This is a genomic window from Rhodanobacter sp. Root480, from assembly GCF_001426645.1.
Lineage (GTDB): Bacteria > Pseudomonadota > Gammaproteobacteria > Xanthomonadales > Rhodanobacteraceae > Rhodanobacter > Rhodanobacter ginsenosidimutans.
Genome location: NZ_LMEX01000004.1, coordinates 105,409 through 123,204, shown reverse-complemented (window position 1 = coordinate 123,204; position 17,796 = coordinate 105,409). Strand labels below are relative to the sequence as shown.

Annotated in this window: 12 protein-coding genes; 3 read left to right on the top strand and 9 right to left on the bottom strand. The window is 65.6% G+C overall.

Annotated elements, in window-relative coordinates:
- Window positions 1-45: 45 nt before the first annotated feature.
- Complete coding sequence (locus tag ASD22_RS15200; protein WP_007080640.1) at window positions 46-624, bottom strand: TetR/AcrR family transcriptional regulator; 579 nt, start codon at window positions 622-624, stop codon at window positions 46-48.
- 109 nt (window positions 625-733) lie between these two features.
- On the opposite strand from ASD22_RS15200, the gene ASD22_RS15195 reads away from it, so the two are divergent.
- Together ASD22_RS15195 and ASD22_RS15190 are read left to right on the top strand one after the other, a co-directional pair.
- On the top strand, window positions 734-1,639 hold the full coding sequence (locus ASD22_RS15195) for an alpha/beta hydrolase (RefSeq protein WP_056085382.1): 906 nt from the start codon (window positions 734-736) through the stop codon (window positions 1,637-1,639).
- Between the two features lie 4 nt (window positions 1,640-1,643).
- On the top strand, window positions 1,644-4,136 hold the full coding sequence (locus ASD22_RS15190; protein ID WP_056085380.1) for an acyl-CoA dehydrogenase: 2,493 nt from the start codon (window positions 1,644-1,646) through the stop codon (window positions 4,134-4,136).
- 60 nt (window positions 4,137-4,196) lie between these two features.
- Here the strand turns inward: ASD22_RS15190 and ASD22_RS15185 are convergent, their stop codons facing one another.
- From ASD22_RS15185 to ASD22_RS15150, 8 genes are all read right to left on the bottom strand, one after another.
- On the bottom strand, window positions 4,197-5,195 hold the full coding sequence (locus ASD22_RS15185; protein WP_235577663.1) for a diguanylate cyclase: 999 nt from the start codon (window positions 5,193-5,195) through the stop codon (window positions 4,197-4,199).
- Window positions 5,192-5,758 (bottom strand): chemotaxis protein CheB, encoded by a 567-nt coding sequence (locus ASD22_RS15180; RefSeq protein WP_056085379.1) that lies wholly within the window; start codon window positions 5,756-5,758, stop codon window positions 5,192-5,194. The genes ASD22_RS15185 and ASD22_RS15180 overlap by 4 nt, the downstream gene beginning before the upstream one ends.
- The gene (locus tag ASD22_RS15175; RefSeq protein WP_056085377.1) at window positions 5,745-6,623 is read right to left on the bottom strand and encodes a protein-glutamate O-methyltransferase CheR; all 879 of its coding nucleotides are present in this window, start codon (window positions 6,621-6,623) and stop codon (window positions 5,745-5,747) included. The genes ASD22_RS15180 and ASD22_RS15175 overlap by 14 nt, the downstream gene beginning before the upstream one ends.
- On the bottom strand, window positions 6,620-10,240 hold the full coding sequence (locus ASD22_RS15170) for a response regulator (RefSeq protein ID WP_056085375.1): 3,621 nt from the start codon (window positions 10,238-10,240) through the stop codon (window positions 6,620-6,622). The genes ASD22_RS15175 and ASD22_RS15170 overlap by 4 nt, the downstream gene beginning before the upstream one ends.
- A 126-nt stretch (window positions 10,241-10,366) precedes the next feature.
- Complete coding sequence (locus ASD22_RS15165) at window positions 10,367-11,287, bottom strand: type II CAAX endopeptidase family protein (protein ID WP_056085374.1); 921 nt, start codon at window positions 11,285-11,287, stop codon at window positions 10,367-10,369.
- Window positions 11,288-11,372: 85 nt separating this feature from the next.
- Window positions 11,373-12,974 (bottom strand): peptide chain release factor 3, encoded by a 1,602-nt coding sequence (locus ASD22_RS15160; protein WP_056085372.1) that lies wholly within the window; start codon window positions 12,972-12,974, stop codon window positions 11,373-11,375.
- A 229-nt stretch (window positions 12,975-13,203) separates the two neighbouring features.
- Window positions 13,204-15,333 (bottom strand): elongation factor G, encoded by a 2,130-nt coding sequence (fusA, locus tag ASD22_RS15155; protein WP_056085370.1) that lies wholly within the window; start codon window positions 15,331-15,333, stop codon window positions 13,204-13,206.
- A gap of 213 nt (window positions 15,334-15,546) precedes the next feature.
- Window positions 15,547-16,287, bottom strand: a complete 741-nt coding sequence (locus tag ASD22_RS15150; RefSeq protein WP_056085369.1) for a 2OG-Fe dioxygenase family protein — start codon at window positions 16,285-16,287, stop codon at window positions 15,547-15,549.
- Window positions 16,288-16,556: 269 nt separating this feature from the next.
- Between ASD22_RS15150 and tgt the strand changes: the two genes are divergently transcribed.
- Window positions 16,557-17,699 (top strand): tRNA guanosine(34) transglycosylase Tgt, encoded by a 1,143-nt coding sequence (tgt, locus tag ASD22_RS15145; protein ID WP_200946380.1) that lies wholly within the window; start codon window positions 16,557-16,559, stop codon window positions 17,697-17,699.
- Window positions 17,700-17,796 lie beyond the last annotated feature (97 nt).

Here is a 17,796-nt window from a genome sequence, read left to right as displayed (position 1 = left end):
GCGCCGCGTTGCGAAAACGTTTGAACGCGTCGGTCGGTTATGCGCTCAGGCGGGGATCAGCGTGGCGATCATGTGCTCGACATAGGCATCGAACTCATCGTGACTGAGCCGGGGCAGGCCCAGGGTGAAGTTCAATTGCAGGAAGCCGACGTAGGCGGCGTAGGTCAGCCGCGCCCGGTTGAGCGCATCGGCCGGTGCCAGGCCAGCCTGGCGGTAGGCGGTTTCCAGAAACTCGGTGCGACGGCTGGAGACGCGCGCCATCACCGGTACCACCAGCGGGTGGTCCAGCGCCTTCAGCAAAGCCGCGTAAACCCGGTGCGGCTGCAATTCGTGCGCCACCCGGCGGAACAGCTCGGGCAGGCGTTCGCGCGGGTCGGCAATCAGCTCGATCTGGCTGATGATCTCGCGCTCGCCATATTGCTCCCAGCGTTCCAGCGTGGCCTGCAGCAGCGCCTCGCGGGTGCGGAAGTGCCAGTAGAAACTGCCCTTGGTCACGCCCAGCCGCCGTGCCAGCGCTTCCACCGCCAGGGCGCCCACGCCCTGTTCGGCGATCAATTGCAGTGCGGCCAGCTCCCAGTCTTCGGCGGAGAGGCGGTTTCGTTCCGGTTTGCTGGTCGCATTCATCCGCGTATGGTAGCCCCGACGCGGGGTTTTGTAATGGCAAAAAACGCAGGCATGGCTTGCTGACGAAGGCTCTGGACGTTCACCCGCGCCGCAGTCCATACTCAGTCGTATGGTAAATCCCGTCGAAAACACCGATCGCCTGTCATCCGTGCTTGCCGCCGACGGCCTGAAGCTGGCCGTGGAAACGGTCCATCCGGCCGGCAACCCCACCTTGTTGTTCGCGCACGGCTTCGGCCAGACACGTGGCGCCTGGACGACCACGGCAGCGGCCCTGGCGGCGCAGGGATGTCGCTGCGTGAGTTTTGATCAGCGCGGCCATGGCGACAGCGGGCGCAACCGTGATGGCGGCTACCGCATCGAACAGTTTGCCGACGACCTGGTCCGCGTTGCCCGCGCACAACCCCAGCCACCGGTTCTGGTGGGCGCGTCGATGGGGGGATTGCTGGGCATGGCCACCGCCGCCGAGGTTTCGCCGCAGCCGTATCGCGCCCTGGTGTTGGTGGATATCACGCCGCGCTGGGAGGCCGAGGGCGTTGCCCGCATCGTGACCTTCATGAAGGCGTATCCCGACGGTTTTGCCGACATTGCCGAGGCTGCCGAGCGGATTGCCGCTTACCTGCCGCAGCGGCGCGAGCGCAAGAGCAGTGAGCAATTGCGCCCGTTGTTGCGGGAGGGCGCCGACGGCCGGCTGCGCTGGCACTGGGACCCGATGCTGCTGGACATGGTGCACGAGAGTGAGCGCCATCAACCGCGGCTGCTGGCCGCGGCCGCGAACATCGACGTGCCGGTGCTGTTGCTGTCCGGTGGCCGCAGCGACGTCGTCTCCCGTGCCACGGTGGAGGAATTCCTGCAGGTGGCGCCGGGTGTGCAACACGTGGAATTGCCGCAGGCCACCCATATGGTTGCAGGTGACGCCAACGATGCGTTCACCCGCGAAATCGCCCGCTTCGTGCAAAGTCTTGATCAACCCGTTGCCCGCCAAGCCGCAGGCAACCCCCAAGTCGTGATGAGGTAGTGAGATGACCGTGATACTGACCGTACTGGCAGCGTTGATCGCGTCGTGTGCCTGTGCCTACCACCGCAGCAGCCTGCGCACGTGGGCCATCGCCACGGTCGTGACCACCGTGATCGTGGGCCTGGTGCTGCAAACACCGTGGACGATGGTGATCCTGCTGGTGATCGAGGGCTTGATCGCGGTACCGTTGCTGATGGTGGGTTTCCGCCGCCAGCAGATCAGCGCGCCGCTGCTGAAGATGTTCGCCAAGGTCACGCCGAAACTTTCGGAAACCGAGCAGACCGCGCTGGAGGCGGGCACCGTGGGGTTCGAGGGCGAACTGTTCTCGGGCAAGCCGGATTGGTCGCAACTGCTGCGTGAGCCGAAGCCGGTGCTGAGCGCGGAGGAGCAGGCGTTTCTCGACGGCCCGGTGGAAGAACTCTGCGCGATGATCGACGACTGGCAGATCACCCACGAGCTGGCCGATCTGCCACCGGAGGTATGGGACTTCATCAAGAAGAACCGCTTCTTCGGCATGATCATCCCGAAGCAGTACGGTGGCCTGCAATTTTCCGCTCTGGCGCACTCGGCCGTGCTGCAGAAGCTGGCCAGCATCTCGGCCACGGTGTCTTCCACCGTCGCCGTGCCGAACTCGCTGGGCCCGGCCGAGCTGCTGCTGCACTACGGCAGTGACGAGCAGAAGAACCATTACCTGCCGCGGCTGGCGGTGGGCGAGGAGATTCCCTGCTTTGCGCTGACCGGCCCGTACGCCGGCTCCGACGCCACCTCGATCACCGACCATGGCGTGGTCTGCAAGCAGATGGTCGATGGCGTCGAGACGCTGGGCATGCGGCTCACCTTCGACAAGCGCTACATCACGCTGGCGCCGATCGCCACCGTGGTCGGCCTGGCGTTCCGGTTGTACGACCCGGACAAGCTGCTGGGCGAAAACGAAGACCTGGGCATCACCCTGGCGCTGTTGCCGCGCGCCACGCCGGGCCTGGAAATCGGGCGGCGGCATTTCCCGTTGAACATCCCGTTCCAGAATGGCCCGCTGCACGGCAAGGATGTGTTCGTGCCGCTGTCGGTGCTGATCGGTGGGCCTAAAATGGCCGGCCATGGCTGGCGCATGCTGGTTGAGGTGTTGTCGGTGGGTCGCGCCATTTCGCTGCCGTCCAACGCCACCGGCGCGATGCGCACGTCCACGGCGGCCACCGGCGCGTATGCGCGCATGCGCAAGCAGTTCGGCCTGGCCATTGCGCGTTTCGAGGGCGTGGAGGAAGCGCTGGCGCGCATCGGTGGCCTCACCTACGCCACCACGGCGTTGTCGCGCGCCACGGCCGCGGCGGTCGATCGCGGTGAGAAGCCGGCGGTGACATCGGCCATCGCCAAATACCACGCCACCGAATGGGCGCGTCAGGTCGCCAGCGACACCATGGACGTGCACGGCGGCAAGGCCGTGCAATTGGGGCCGAAGAACTACGCCGGCCGCGGTTGGGCCAGCGTGCCGATCGCGATCACGGTGGAAGGCGCCAACATCATGACGCGCAGCCTGATGATCTTCGGCCAGGGTGCGATCCGCTGCCATCCCTACGTGTTGAAGGAAATGCAGGCGCTCTCGATCGCCGACCGTGGCGAGCAACTGCGCGTGTTCGATCGGGCCCTGTTCGGCCATATCGGTTTCGGCATCTCCAATGCCGTGCGCAGCCTGGTGCTTGGCTTGACCGGATCAGCCATTGGCGAGGCCGCCGGCGATGCCTACACGCGCCGCTATTACCGCAAGCTCAACCGCTATTCCGCCGCGCTGGCGTTGTGCGCCGACGTGGCCATGGGCGTGCTGGGCGGCAAGCTCAAGTTCAAGGAAAAGCTGTCGGCGCGGTTGGGCGACGTGCTGAGCTATCTGTACATCGCCAGCGCCATGCTGAAACGCTACGAGGACAACGGCCGGCCCGAGGCCGATCGGCCGCTGCTGGCTTGGGCGTTTCACGAGTGCGTGTGGCGGATGCAGATGGCGCTGGATGGCGTGATCCGCAACTTCCCGGTGCGGCCGGTAGCGTGGATGCTGCGCGTGCTGGTGTTTCCGTTCGGCCGGCGCGAAGTGCCGCCGTCCGACCGGCTGGGGCGCCGGGTGGCGGCGATCATCACGGCGCCGGGCGAGGCGCGCGACCGCCTGCTGGAATGGATCTACCTGACGCCCACGCCGAACAACACCGTCGGTCGCATGGAAGCCTTGCTGCCCCAGGTGATTGCTGCCGAGCCGGTCGAGCGGAAGTTCGGCAAGGCGCAGAAGGCGGGCCAGTTCAAGTCGCACGACTATGCCGGCCAACTGCACGAGGCACTGGATCAGGGCGTCATTTCGACGGCCGAACTGGAGTTGCTGAAGCGGGTGCGCGAAGGCGTGTTCGAGTTCATCTCGGTGGACGACTTCGATACGTCCGAATTGCGCGCCAAGGTGACCCGGGCCGACCGCGGGCAGCAGGCCGCGGCCGGGAGCGAGGCTGAAAACGGCACGGCCTGATCTTCGCCGTGAGGCAACGCGCGGCCATTGCAGCATGGCCGCGCCGTCTTTGTAACGCGTTCAGTCCGTTGCCATCGCGCAGCGGTTGCGGCCGCCGTCCTTGGCCCGGTAAAGCGCGCGATCGGCGGCCTGGATCAGCTCCTCGTCGTCCGCCTTTTCCTCCCACAGCGCGATGCCGATGCTGGCGCTGATGTTCGCCTCGAAGGGGCCGTGGCGGCCTTCCAGCGGATACGGTCGGGCCAGCAGGTCGCACACTTGCTGGCAGCGTTCCAGGATTGGCGCCACGTCGGTGACGTCCTCCAGGATCAGCGCAAACTCGTCGCCGCCCAGGCGCGCCACGGTGTCGTTGGAGCGCAGGTGCCCGCGCAGGCGCATGCCGATCGCCTGCAGCAGTGCATCACCGGCGGGGTGTCCGTAGGTATCGTTTACCGCCTTGAACCCGTCGATGTCCATCAACGCCAGCGCGAACGGGTGGTGCTGGCGCGCGCCTCGTTGCATGGCGGTCTGCAGGCGGTCGTGGAACAGCACGCGGTTGGGCAGGCCGGTGAGCATGTCGTGGGTGGCCTGGTGTCGCACCTGCGCCTCGACCCGCTTGCGCTCGGTGATTTCCACCTGCAGCTGCTGGTTGCGTTCGGTCAGCTCGTCCATCGCCTGCTGCAACTGCACGCGGGCGGAATAGAGGTCGAGGAAGACCCGCACCTTCGACTGCAGGATCGCGTCGTTGATCGGCTTGGCGATGTAGTCGACCGCGCCGGAGCGGTAGCCCTTGAGGCGATTGAGATCGTCCGCGTAGGCGGCGGTGACGAAGATGATCGGCGTGTCGCGCATCTGCTCGGTCTCGCTGAGCAGCGCGGCCACTTCAAAGCCGTCCATGTCCGGCATGTTCACGTCGAGCAGGATCAGCGCGAAATCGTGGTCCAGGCACAAGGCCAGCGCCTCGTTGCCGCTGCCGGCCTCCAGCAACTGGGCACCGCAGCGCGCCAGCAGGCGGCGCATGGCGACCAGGTTGGCCGGGGTGTCGTCCACCACCAGGATTTTCGGGGATATCGCCGTGTTCACGTCATGCACAACCGGTTGATCAGGGGAGCCATTTCGTCCAGCGTCAGGCAATGGTCGGCACCCGCCAGTTCCAGTGCCGCCCGCGGCATGGCGGGCGCTGCAGCGTCGTCGGGCTGCTGCACGATGGCGACGCCGCCCGCGCGCCGCACGCACGCCAGGCCCGCCGCGCCGTCGGCGTTGGCGCCGGTCAGTATTACAGCGATCAGGCCTGCGCCGTAGGCTTCGGCGGCGCTGCTGAACAATACGTCGATCGAGGGCCGCGAGAAGCCGACGGGTTCATCGATCGACAACGCGAATCGGCGGCCGCGCTCGATCAGCAAATGGTAATCAGGTGGCGCCACCTGAACCATGCCGCCACGCACCGGCTCGCGTTCGCAAGCCTCGATCACCGGCAGGGTGCTGTGCTGCGCCAGCAGCTGGCACAAGGTGTGGGGGCTGCTGGCGGCGTGGCTGCACACGACGACGGATGCCGGCAGCCGATGGTCGAGCGCCCCGAGCAGTCGCGCGAGCGCGCCCGGCCCGCCAGTGGAGCAACCGATGACGATGGTTTCAACCGCCTTCATGATCGTGAACCGGCTCGGGGCAACGGCGGAACAGGCGCAGCGAGCTGTCCAGAGCCTCGAAGTCGCGTGCGGCGGGCGCCAGCGCCAGGTTCTCGCGCAGACCGAGGCACAGGAAGCCCCCCGGCAGCAGGCTGTCGCGGAACATCGCCAGCACGCGATTCTGCAGCGGGTTCGAAAAGTAGATCAGCACGTTGCGGCAGAGCACCAGCTGCGCCTCGCAGAACACCGCGTCGGTAACCAGGTTGTGGTCGGCGAAAACCACGTTGCGGCGCAGGCGCTGATCGAGTTTGATGAAGTCGTAGCGCGCGCTGTAATAGTCGGCCAGCGAGCAGGTTCCTCCGGCCGCCTGGTAGTTGCGCGACCACGCCTGCGCCTCCCGCGCCGGATAGATGCCTTCGCGTGCCTGGCGCAGCGCGGCGTCGTTGAAGTCAGTGGCGTAGATCTGGCAACGGTCGTACAGCCCGGCTTCTTCCAGCAGGATCGCCAGAGAGTAGATTTCCTGCCCGCGGGCGCAGCCCGCCTGCCAGATCGTGATGCGCGGATGTACCGACAGCGCAGGCAGCACCTGTTCGCGCAACGCGCGAAACACGGGCGGATCGCGGAACATGTCCGAGACCGGCACCGACAACCCCTCCAGCACCTGCGGCAGGAAGGTGGGGTCGTGCAGCAGACGCCCGGTCAGCGTGCTGATGTTGGTGGTGTGGTGCTGCTCGACCAGCTGATAGACGCGCCGCTTCAGCGAGGCGGGTGCGTATTGCGCGAAATCGTAGCCGTGGCGCTGGCGCATCGCGCTCACGAACAGGTTCAACTCGATGTCGTCGAGTTCGGGGTCGATGCCGGACAGATTCAACGCGACCGGGTTCATTGCGGCAGCCACACGCGAATCATCGAACCGAGCTTGTCGATGTCGATCGGCTTGGAAAGGTAATCGCTGGCACCGGCCTCGATGCATTTCTCGCGATCGCCGCGCATCGCCTTGGCGGTGAGCGCGATGATCGGCAACTGCGCCAACGCAGGCTGGGCGCGGATCGCCCGTATCGTCTCGTAGCCATCCATGCCCGGCATCATGATGTCCATCAACACGATGTCGGGTGGCGGGTTCTCCGCCAATGTCTTCAATGCCTTCTCGCCATCCTGCGCCATCGTGGCCAGCAGGCCCCAGCCGCGCAGCACCTTGGACAAGGCGAAGAGGTTGCGCATGTCGTCGTCCACCAGCAATACGCTGTGGCCTTTCAACTCGTCGCCGACCGGCGCTTTCGTGCTGGAGCGGTGGCCGTTGTGCTGGATGCTGTGCAGGAACAGGCTGACTTCATCCAGCAGACGTTCGGGCGAGCGCGCGCCCTTGACCACGATGGAGTCGGTGTACTGGCGCAGCTTGCGGCTCTCCTCGCGGTCGAGTTCGCGCCCGGAATAGATGACCACCGGCGGCACGCCGCTGTCGCTGTCGGCCATGTGCTGCAGCATCTCCACGCCCGACATGCCGGGCAGGCCCAGGTCGAGCACGATGCAGTCGTAGCGGGTGTGGCTGGCCTTCTCCAGCGCGTCCTCGGCGGATTCGGCCTCGTCGATGTCCAGGTCGTCGCGATGCAGCATGGTGCGCACCGCCGTGCGGGAGTCGCGGTCGTCATCCACGATCAGCAGATGCCGCGTACGGCCCTCGGCAAAATGCAGCAGGCGTTCGAACGCCGCGCCGATCGCTTCGCGGCTCACCGGCTTGGTGAGGAACCCCACGGCGCCCATCTCGCGGCCGCGGTTGGCATCGCCGGAGGCGGAGATGAAATGCACTGGCAGATGGCGGGTGGCCTCGTCGGCCTTGAGGCGCTCGATCACCGTCCAGCCGTCCATCCCCGGCAGCATCACGTCGAGCAGGATACCGGTCGGTGCGTATTCGTGCGCCAGCGCCAGGCCGGTTTCACCATCGGCGGCCGCCAGTACCTGGTAGCCCTTGCGATGGATCATGTCGGTCAGGATGCGCGCGAAGGCGGGGTCGTCCTCGATCACCAGGATCGTGGTCCGGCCCGGTACCAGGTGATGCCGGTCGTCCTCGATCGCTTCGGGCCGCAAGGTCGGCAGTTGCGGCTGCGGCGCCGGCGTCCACGGTGTCGGCGACGTCGAATCGCCCGGCATGGCCGCCAGCTCCGGAGGCCGCTCCGGCAACACCACGGTGAACACGCTGCCCTTGCCGGTTTCGCTTTGCAGCACGATGTCGCCACCCAGCAGCTCGACAATGCGCAGGCAGATGGCCAGGCCCAGGCCGGTACCGCCGTACTGGCGGCTGGTGCTGGCGTCGACCTGTTCGAAGGCGTGGAAGATGTGTTCGAATTTTTCGCTGGGAATGCCGATGCCGGTGTCGATGACGCTGATGGCCAGCAGTGGCTGGCCGGCGAATTTTTCCGACAGCCCAAGGGCGGGGTCGGGCCGCCCGATGCGGATGCTGACGCCGCCGCTCACGGTGAACTTGAACGCGTTGCCGATCAGGTTGTTGGCGACCTGCTCCAGCCGGGCGCCGTCGGTGCGCAGCACGGCCGGAAGGTCGGAGTCGATGGTGACGTCGAAATCGAGCTTCTTCTCCTGCGCCACGTGACTGAAGGTGCGCCGCAGGGAGCGTTCGAAGTCGGCCAGCGGCAGGTCGTCGATGACCAGCTCCATCTTGCCCGCTTCGATCTTGGACAGATCCAGGATGTCGTTGATCAGCCGCAGCAGGTTGCTGCCGGCGTCGTGGATGATGCGCGCCGACTCGATCTGCTCCGCATCCAGGTTGCCGGTGTCGTTGTCGGCCAGGCTGCGCGACAGGATCAGCAGGCTGTTCAGCGGCGTGCGCAACTCGTGCGACATGTTGGCCAGGAAATCGGACTTGTATTGGCTGGCGCGGGCCAGTTCCTCGGCCTTGTGCTCGGTATCCAGTTGCAGGTCTTCCAGCACCTGGCGCTGCCGGTTCAGGCTGTCGGTCTTGTCGCGCAGTTCCTCGTTCGACGCCTGCAGCTCCTCCGCCTGCACCCGCAGTTCCTCTTCGGACACGGTCAGCCGCTGCGATTGCTCTTCCAGCTCCAGCGTCTTGATGTGCAGCGCCTCGTTGCTCTGGCGCAGTACTTCCTTTTGCTGGCGCATCAGCAATTCCGACGCGCGCAAATCGTCGGCCTGCTGCTGGCTGCGTTCCAGCAGCTCCTGCGTGTTGATGGCGCGGCTGAGGTTTTCCTGGGTCAGCGCAATCAGCGGCAGCAGTTCGGTCAGCAACTCCATCGGCGAGCCGGTGATCGGCTCGAAGCCGGCCAGCTCCAGTACGCCGGTGACCTGGCCGCGGTACAGGATGGGCTGGATCATCACGTGCGAAGGCACGGCTTCGCCACTGGCCGAATGCACCCGCACGTAAGTCTCGGGTACCCGATCGAGCACGATCGGCGCGCGCTCCTGCAGGCACTGGCCCACCAGGCCGTCACCGGAGGCATAAGTCTGGATGGGATCGGACGATGCGTGCAGGCCGTAGGCGCCGCGCAATTCGAGCCGCTCGTGGCGCGCGTCGTGGGTGTAGTACAGCGCCACGCCGGTCTTCAGCAGTGGTGCCAGATGGCTGGTCAGCGACTGGCCGAAATCCCGGTAGGTGGTGGCTTTCTGCAGGTCCTGGGCGATCGTGGCGAGATGCGATTTCACCCAGTCCTGGTCGGTGGTGGCGATCACCATCTGCTTGAACACCTGCAGCGCCCGCGACAGCTCGCCGATTTCGTCGGGGCGGCTCAGTCGCGTCACCGTCATCGAGGTGTCGCCGGAGGCCACGCGATTCATCTGCCGCGTGATCTGCAATACCGGCAGGATGATCAGCCGGTTGGTCAGGCGTATGACATACAGGCCGAACAGTACGCCGGCCAGCGCCGCCAGCAGGGTGAAGATGCGGAGCTTGTCCAGCGCGCCGACAAGGCCGTGATGCCGCTGCTCCAGCAGCTTTTGCTCGGTCTCGGACATCCGCCCGAGCAGGTCGGCGACGGTGCTTGCCTGCGCGGCATGCGACGCGAGCCGCTCGGCCGCAAGCCGGTGCCGGTTTGCGTCGGCGTCGGCCGGCCTGGCGGCGGTCATGGCGTCCATGGTCTGGTTCAGGCCATTCGCCCATTGCGTCCCGACCGTCTGCAGCTGATCGACACGGCCTTGTTGCAGCGGGTTGTCGGCAACCAGGTCACGCAACCGCGCGAGGTTTTCGTCGAACTGGCTGCGGCCGGTCTTGAAGGTGGTCAGGTCGGCCGGCGTTGCGGACAGGGCGTAGCCGCGGGCACCGGTCGCCATGGCCTGGCTGGCCTGTTGCGTGTCGGCAATGGCCAATCGGACCTCGTAGGTGTGCTTTGCCCAGCTGCGGGTGATTTCCTGGCGTTGCAGCGCACCCAGGGTCACCACGCTGGTCAGCAGGAACAGGCCCAGCAGCGGAACCACCGCCAGCAGGATTTTCTTCTGACCCGGAAGCCGGGTCAGCCATCGATTTCGTGATCTTGTCTGCATGCCCCCACCCGCCGTCTGGAAGGACGTCCCCTGCGCCCCACCTCGTGTTTCGCAGGTGGATCCGACATCGCGAAGATTAGCGTAGGCCCTGCCGGGAAAACAGCGTGGTTGCGGCTTGGATGCCTCTCAGCGGCGGCGCCATGCCGGTGGTACGAGCGTGCCGCGACGGTATGCCACGGCAAGCAGGCCCAGCGAGCACAGCAGACACAGCGTCAGCGTGACCACCGACGCCTCCGCGCCAAACACGCCGCCGCTCAGCCAGTCCGGCCCGGTCCGTTGCGACACCAGCCAGCCGTCCGCGCTGAGTCCCGATACCGGGATTCCGTAGATCGTGCCCTGCGCAAAATTCCAGGCTGCATGCACGCCCATGCATAGCGGCAGCGAGCGGGTCACGTGGTAGAGCAGGCCGAACAGCAGGCCCGCTTCAATGGCGATGGCTGACGAACTCCATGCAGTGGCGCCGGGGTTGTGGGCGTGGGCGAAGCCGAAGAACAATGCCGAAATCAGCAACGCGGCCCAGGTGCCCAGGCCCTCCTCGGTCACGCGGAAGAGCACGCCACGAAACATGATTTCCTCGCCGATGCCGGCACCCAGGCCCGTCATCAAAAGCGCCGGCAGCCACGCGGCATGCGGGTTGAAGCCGATGACGTGGTAGCTGCCCAGCAGCCACAGCAAGCCCACCGCCGCGCTGAACAGCAAGGTGCCGGCGAGAATGCCCAGCACCCCCTGCGGCAGCAGTTTGTGCGGCGCCAGTTCGTGCAGTGGGCGATGCTCGATCAGCCTGACCAGCACGACATAGGCCAGCACCGTCGGCACCACGCGGATCAGGAACTGTGCCAGACCGAGCATCGGCGTCGTCGCGCCCTTGCCGGCCAACATGGCCTTGTCTATCCCGAACAGCAGGTGCAGCGCGATGCCGGTCAGTGCCGAAAAAACCACGAACAGCGCCACGAAAATCACGATGCGCGCCAGCGGTGAATACAGCATCCAGCGTTTCCACTTCGTTGCCGAATCCGGGGTAACAAAGGCAACGTGAGCGGTTGGCATGCCAGGTGTCTCCATGAAGTGGGTGCCGCGACAGCGTGACGAGTGGCGGTGGCCCACGGTAGTGACAGCTGTCACGCGGAATGGCTCACACGTCGACGGCCGCCGCGTGTTCGCGGGTGTTGGCGAAACGCACCTGCGGCCAGCGCTCCTGCGCCAACTGCAGGTTGACCCGCGTGGGCGCGATGTAGACCAGTTCGCCGGCGCCGTCGATGGCGAGGTTCATCGCGTTCTTCTCGCGGAACTCCTCCAGCTTCTTCTCGTCGTCGCAATGCACCCAGCGTGCGGTGCTCACGGTGACAGGCACGAAGGTGGCATCCACGTTGTATTCGTCCTTCAGCCGGTAGGCAACCACCTCGAACTGCAGCACGCCAACCGCGCCCAGGATCAGGTCGTTCGACATCAACGGGCGGAAAAACTGGGTGGCGCCTTCCTCGCTCAACTGCGCCAAACCTTTCTGCAGCGCCTTCATCTTCAGCGGATCGCGCAACTGGGCGCGGCGGAACAGCTCCGGCGCGAAGTTGGGGATACCGGTGAAGCGGACAGGTTCGCCCTCGGTGAAGGTGTCGCCGATGGTGATGGTGCCGTGATTGTGCAGGCCGATCACGTCGCCGGGGTAGGCGGTTTCGACGATCTCGCGATCCGATGCCATGAAAGTCAGTGCATTGGCGATGCGCACTTCCTTGCCGGTACGCGTCTGCATCATCTTCATGCCGGCGTTGTAGGTACCCGAGCAAACCCGCATGAAAGCCACGCGGTCGCGGTGCGCCGGGTCCATGTTCGCCTGGATCTTGAACACGAAGCCGGAGAGTTTCTCCTCCTCCGGCTCGATCTCGCGCGTGGTGGTGGCACGCGGCTGCGGCGACGGTGCGTTCTCGACGAAGAAATCCAGCAGCAATTGCACGCCGAAGTTGTTCACCGCCGAACCGAAGAACACGGGCGTCTGCTTGCCGGCGCGGTACTCGTCGATATCGAACGAGGGCGCCGCGCCCTGCACCAGTTCCAGCTCCTCGCGCAATTCGCGCATCGCCTCGTCGCCGATGCGCTCCAGCAGGCCGGGCGCGTCAAGGCCCTTGAAGATGGTCGAATCCTGGCGGGTGAAATTCTTGCCCGCCTCGAAGATGTGCACCTCGTCCAGCGCCAGGTGGTACACGCCCTTCAGTCGCTTGCCCATGCCGATCGGCCAGGTCAGCGGCGCGCAGGCGATGCCCAGCACCGACTCCACCTCATCCAGCAGTTCGATCGGCGAACGGCCCTCGCGGTCGAGCTTGTTGATGAAGGTCATGATCGGCGTGTCGCGCAGCCGGCACACCTCCATCAGCTTGATCGTCCGTTCCTCCACGCCCTTGGCGCAGTCGATCACCATCAGCGCCGAATCCACCGCGGTCAGCACGCGATAGGTGTCCTCGGAGAAGTCCGCGTGTCCCGGCGTGTCGAGCAAGTTGATGATCTTGCCCTCGTACGGAAACTGCATCACCGACGAGGTCACCGAAATGCCGCGCTCCTTCTCCAGCGCCATCCAGTCCGAGGTGGCACTGCGCGACGTCTTGCGACTCTTCACCGAGCCAGCCATCTGGATCGCGCCGCCGAACAACAGCAGCTTTTCCGTCAGCGTCGTCTTGCCCGCGTCAGGATGGCTGACGATGGCGAACGTGCGGCGGCGACGGGTTTCCTGGAGATGGGAGGGCATAAGGCGTGGGTCGATGCGATGCGAACCGGGCATTCTAGCGCGAAGCAGGCTGACCCTCGACGTGGATCGGATGCCGAAGATTGCGAAACTGGCGACGTCGCGAGCCAGTGATTGGTTGAATGTCTGCCATCGGCGGCGGAAACGGAGTTTGGCAAATCCACCCGCCGGGTAAATGAGAAAGCCCGAGGATGGCCCCGGGCTTTCTTTGCGACTGGTCGAACGAGCGCCGCTACTTCGCCTCCTTCTCCATCAACTTGTCGACCATGCTGGCGGGCACTTCCTGGTAGTGGTCGAAGATCATCGAGAAGTTGCCGCGGCCGCTGGTGGCCGAGCGCAGGAAGTTGATGTAGCCGAACATCTCCGACAGCGGCACGAAGCCTTGCACGAAGGCCGACGTGCCTTTCTGGCCCTGCTCGGTGATGTTGCCGCGGCGGCGGTTGATGTCGCCGATGACGTCGCCCAGGTAGGCCGCCTCGGTGACCACTTCCAGGCTCATGATCGGCTCCAGCAGTTTCGGCTTGCTGAGCCGCTGTGCCTCGCGGAAGCACTGGCGGGTGGCGATCTCGAATGCGAGTGCCGATGAATCGACGTCATGGTATTTGCCGTCGATCAGACGCGCCTTGAAATCCACCACTTCGTAGCCGGCGATCTGGCCTTCCTGCGATTCGGTCTTGATCGCGTGTTCGACCGCGGGGATGTACTCGCGCGGCACGCGGCCACCGACCACCTCGTCGGAGAAGACCACGCCCGAGCCCGGTTCGCCCGGCTCGAAGATGATCTTCACCTCGGCGAACTGGCCGGAGCCGCCGCTCTGCTTCTTGTGGGTGTAGGTGTGTTCGACGGCCTGGCCGAAGGCTTCGCGGAAGCTCACCCGGGGCTTGCCCATGCTCGCTTCCACGCCCAGCTCGGTGCGCATGCGGTCGATGGTGATTTCCAGGTGCAGCTCGCCCATGCCCTTGAGCACGGTCTGGCCGGTTTCCTGGTCCACTTCCATGCGCAGCGAGGGATCGGCCTTGACCATCTTGTAGAGCGCGGTGGAGAGCTTGTCGACGTCGTTGCGGCTCTTCGGCTCGACCGACACGCTGATCACCGGATCGGGGAAACGCATGCGTTCGAGCAGCGCCGGGTGCGCCGGATCGCTCAGCGAATCGCCGGTCTCGGTATCCTTCATCGACACGAAGGCGCAGATGTCGCCGGCGCGGACCTCGTCGATTTCCTTGGTGTCGTCGGCTTGAACCTCGACGATGCGGCCCACGCGCTCCTTCTTGCCGCGGGTGACGTTGAGCAGGGTGTCGCCCTTCCTGATCACGCCGGAGTAGATGCGGCAGAAGGTCAGCGTGCCGAACTGGTCGTTGATCACCTTGAACGCCAGCGCGCGCGCCGGCGCGTCGTCGGTCACCGCCTGTTCGCCGACGACGTTGCCGTCTTCGTCGACCATCGCGATGCCGCCGTTCTCGCCGGGGTAGGGCAGGTAATCGACCACGGCGTCCAGCAACTGCTGCACGCCCTTGTTCTTGTAGGACGAGCCGCACAGCACCGGCACCAGTTCGCCGGTGACGGTGCCTTTGCGGATGCAGTGCTTCAGCAGCTCCGGGTCGAACTCACCGGTGTTGAGCAGGCGCTCGAAGGCGTCGTCGTCCAGCGCCAGCGCGCTTTCCAGCAGGTCCTGGCGCAGCTTGGGCAACTGCGCGATCCAGTCGTTGTCGGCGTCGGAGCCGAAGGTCAGGCGACCCTCCAGTTGTTCCAGCGGCACGCTCTCCCACGCGCTGTCCTTGTCGTCGGAGGCCCAGATGTAGCCCACGCCGGCGACCAGGTCGGCCATGCCCACGAATTCGTCACTGCTGCCCAGCGGCACCTGGCACAGCAGCGCGTTGGCGCCCAGGCGCTCGCGGATGCCTTTCACGCAGTGCGCAAAGTTGGCGCCGATGCGATCCATCTTGTTGACGTAGCAAAGCCGGGGCACCTTGTACTGGTCGGCCAGGCGCCAATTGGTTTCGGTCTGCGGCTCCACGCCGGCGACGCCGTCGAACACCACCACGGCGCCATCGAGCACGCGCAGCGATCGGTTCACCTCGATGGTGAAGTCGACGTGTCCCGGGGTGTCGATGACGTTGATCTGGTGGCCCTTCCACACCGCCGACACCGCAGCCGACTGGATCGTGATGCCGCGCTTGCGCTCCTGCTCCATGTAGTCGGTGGTGGTGGAGCCCTTGCCGTCCTTGGTTTCGTGCGTGTTGACGATCTGGTGCTTCTTGCCCGTGTAGTACAGCACGCGCTCGGTGGTCGTCGTCTTGCCGGCGTCGATGTGGGCAATGATGCCGATGTTGCGATAGAGGGCGAGGGGTTTCTGGCGAGCCATGAGGTGCTCCAAAGGACGATGAACGCAGACAGACGAGTCACATGCCGCCGAGGCGCCGGGAATTCAAGAAAGGTGTGATCAGCGGCGGATGGAATGGCGTGAAGTTGGAAGAAGGCTCCTCCCCTGCATGGCAGGGGAGGTCAGGAGGGGTTCGCTTGACCTTCAGATCAAGAGCGACCCCACCCCAGCCCTCCCCTGCAACAGGGGAGGGAGTCAGGGCGGCAAGTCGCCAGTAACGCCGCGAAAGGTCACTACCAGGACGTCGCGGTGGGCCGGTTTGTCGGGATCAAGCGGGGTGACGGCGGTAACGCCGTGGAAAACCCGCGCATCGTCGACCAGCGCGGCATCCAGCGGCCGGGTGAGGGTGAAGCTGCCCAGCTCGTGGCGATCGGGCGCATGGATCGTGGTGGTGCCGCTGGCGATGTTCTGCCGGTCGATCAGCAGCACCAGCACATAGTCGACGCCGTCGCGATGCACACCCTCCGGCGTGGGTTCGCCATCCTCGCCGCGACGCGCCTCGATGCGGAACTGGTGCGTTTCGATATGCCAGTGCCGCGCGGCCGGTGCCAGCGAACCGAAGAAATCGCGGCAGAAATCCAGGATGCGATGCAGGCTGGCGCCGTCGGCCAGCGCAGGCAGGATGGGGTCGAACCAGCGCTGGATGTCGCCCTGCAGATGGTTGTAACTGCGGCTCTGGAAATGCGGCTGGGCCGGCTGCCGCCGTATCTCGCCCTCGCGTTCCGCCGCAAAGGTGGCGTAGCGGCGGCGGCGATGGCGACCGCTGGCGGCGAGGTAGGTGTCCGGCGACAGGTCGTTCCAGCTGTCCGCGAAAGCGTCCCAGTCGTCGAGCGCCTCGCCGTGCAGCAGCGTGCGCATCACCTGCGCGGTGACGAACGCAAACCCCTCGTCCCGCAAGTTGGCGTGCAAGGCGGGCAGATCGAGGGGATGGTTCATCGACGTAATTTAGCAGGGCCGGGGTGACGCGGCGATGGCTGTGTTCCCGCGAGCACCCGCCCCTCTCCTCAATCTTCTCCCCGCAGGGGAGAGGAGGCACGGCGCCTTCGCGCTTATCAACAGGCCTCAGCGCCGAAAGACGCCGTAATCCCCTCTCCCCTGCGGGGAGAGGGCAGGGAGAGGGGGACACGCTGCGGGAAAGCCACGACGGAGCGACCCGAAAAACCAAACCAAAAGCACCACCCTCCCAAACCCGCGATAATGCGCGGATGACCTCCATGCAATTCGACCTCCAGGCCACCGATGGCGCCGCCCGCCGCGGCCAACTCCGCTTCGCCCGCGGCACCGTGGAAACGCCGGCCTTCATGCCCGTGGGCACCTACGGTTCGGTCAAGGCGATGACCCCGCGCGACGTGCGCGAGACAGGCGCCGAGATCATCCTGGGCAATACTTTCCATCTGTTCCTGCGGCCGGGGCTGGAGATCGTCGAGAAGTTCGGCGGGCTGCATCGGTTCATCGGCTGGGACAAACCCATCCTCACCGATTCGGGCGGTTTCCAGGTTTTCTCGCTGGCGCACAAGCGCAAGATCACCGAGGAAGGGGTGATGTTCGCTTCGCCGGTGGATGGCTCGAAGGTGTTCCTGTCGCCCGAAGTGTCGATGCGGATCCAGACCACGCTGGATTCGGACATCGCGATGATCTTCGACGAATGCACGCCGTATCCGGCCGCAGAGAAGGTGGCCAGCGATTCGATGGAGCTGTCGCTGCGCTGGGCCGCGCGCTCGCGCCAGGCGTTCGATGACCTGCAACGTGCCAATTCAAAGCCGCCCAACGCCCTGTTCGGCATCGTGCAGGGCAGCGTGTACGAGAACCTGCGCCAGCGTTCCGCGGCGGGGTTGGTGGAGATCGGCTTCGACGGTTACGCCATCGGCGGCCTGGCGGTGGGCGAGACGGAGGACGAGCGCAACCACGCGCTGGACTTCACCGTGCCGCTGCTGCCGCGCGACAAGCCGCGCTACCTGATGGGCGTGGGTCGCCCGGAAGACATCGTGGAAGCCGTGCGTCGCGGCGTGGACATGTTCGATTGCGTGATGCCCACGCGCAACGCGCGCAACGGTTTCCTGTTCACCGCCGAGGGCACGCTGCGCATCCGCAATGCGAAGTTTGCCGACGACACGCGGGTGATCGAGGAGGGCTGCGATTGCCATGCCTGCGCCAACGGTTTCAGCCGTGCCTACCTGCGCCACCTGGATCGCTGCAACGAGATCCTGGGCAGCCAACTGGCCACCATGCACAACCTGCGCTACTACCAGCGGCTGATGGCTGGCCTGCGCGAGGCGATCGCGAACCGGACGCTGGACGCGTTCACCGCGGAGTTTTACGCACGGCGGCAGGGCGCGGCCGCGCTGTAGGAGCGGCTTCAGCCGCGACGCTTCTGCTTTGATCCAACGAAGGGCATCGCGACTGAAGTCGCTCCTACAAAAATCTCCGTCCCCCCGGGCGGTGCGG

Excerpts from the sequence above, each read along its gene's own strand:
- ASD22_RS15200 (WP_007080640.1), bottom strand. The coding sequence starts at position 624 with ATGAATGCGACCAGCAAACCGGAACGAAACCGCCTCTCCGCCGAAGAC.
- ASD22_RS15195 (WP_056085382.1), top strand. The coding sequence starts at position 734 with ATGGTAAATCCCGTCGAAAACACCGATCGCCTGTCATCCGTGCTTGCC.
- ASD22_RS15190 (WP_056085380.1), top strand. The coding sequence starts at position 1,644 with ATGACCGTGATACTGACCGTACTGGCAGCGTTGATCGCGTCGTGTGCC.
- ASD22_RS15180 (WP_056085379.1), bottom strand. The coding sequence starts at position 5,758 with ATGAAGGCGGTTGAAACCATCGTCATCGGTTGCTCCACTGGCGGGCCG.
- ASD22_RS15175 (WP_056085377.1), bottom strand. The coding sequence starts at position 6,623 with ATGAACCCGGTCGCGTTGAATCTGTCCGGCATCGACCCCGAACTCGAC.
- ASD22_RS15170 (WP_056085375.1), bottom strand. The coding sequence starts at position 10,240 with ATGCAGACAAGATCACGAAATCGATGGCTGACCCGGCTTCCGGGTCAG.
- ASD22_RS15165 (WP_056085374.1), bottom strand. The coding sequence starts at position 11,287 with ATGCCAACCGCTCACGTTGCCTTTGTTACCCCGGATTCGGCAACGAAG.
- ASD22_RS15160 (WP_056085372.1), bottom strand. The coding sequence starts at position 12,974 with ATGCCCTCCCATCTCCAGGAAACCCGTCGCCGCCGCACGTTCGCCATC.
- fusA (WP_056085370.1), bottom strand. The coding sequence starts at position 15,333 with ATGGCTCGCCAGAAACCCCTCGCCCTCTATCGCAACATCGGCATCATT.
- ASD22_RS15150 (WP_056085369.1), bottom strand. The coding sequence starts at position 16,287 with ATGAACCATCCCCTCGATCTGCCCGCCTTGCACGCCAACTTGCGGGAC.
- tgt (WP_200946380.1), top strand. The coding sequence starts at position 16,557 with ATGACCTCCATGCAATTCGACCTCCAGGCCACCGATGGCGCCGCCCGC.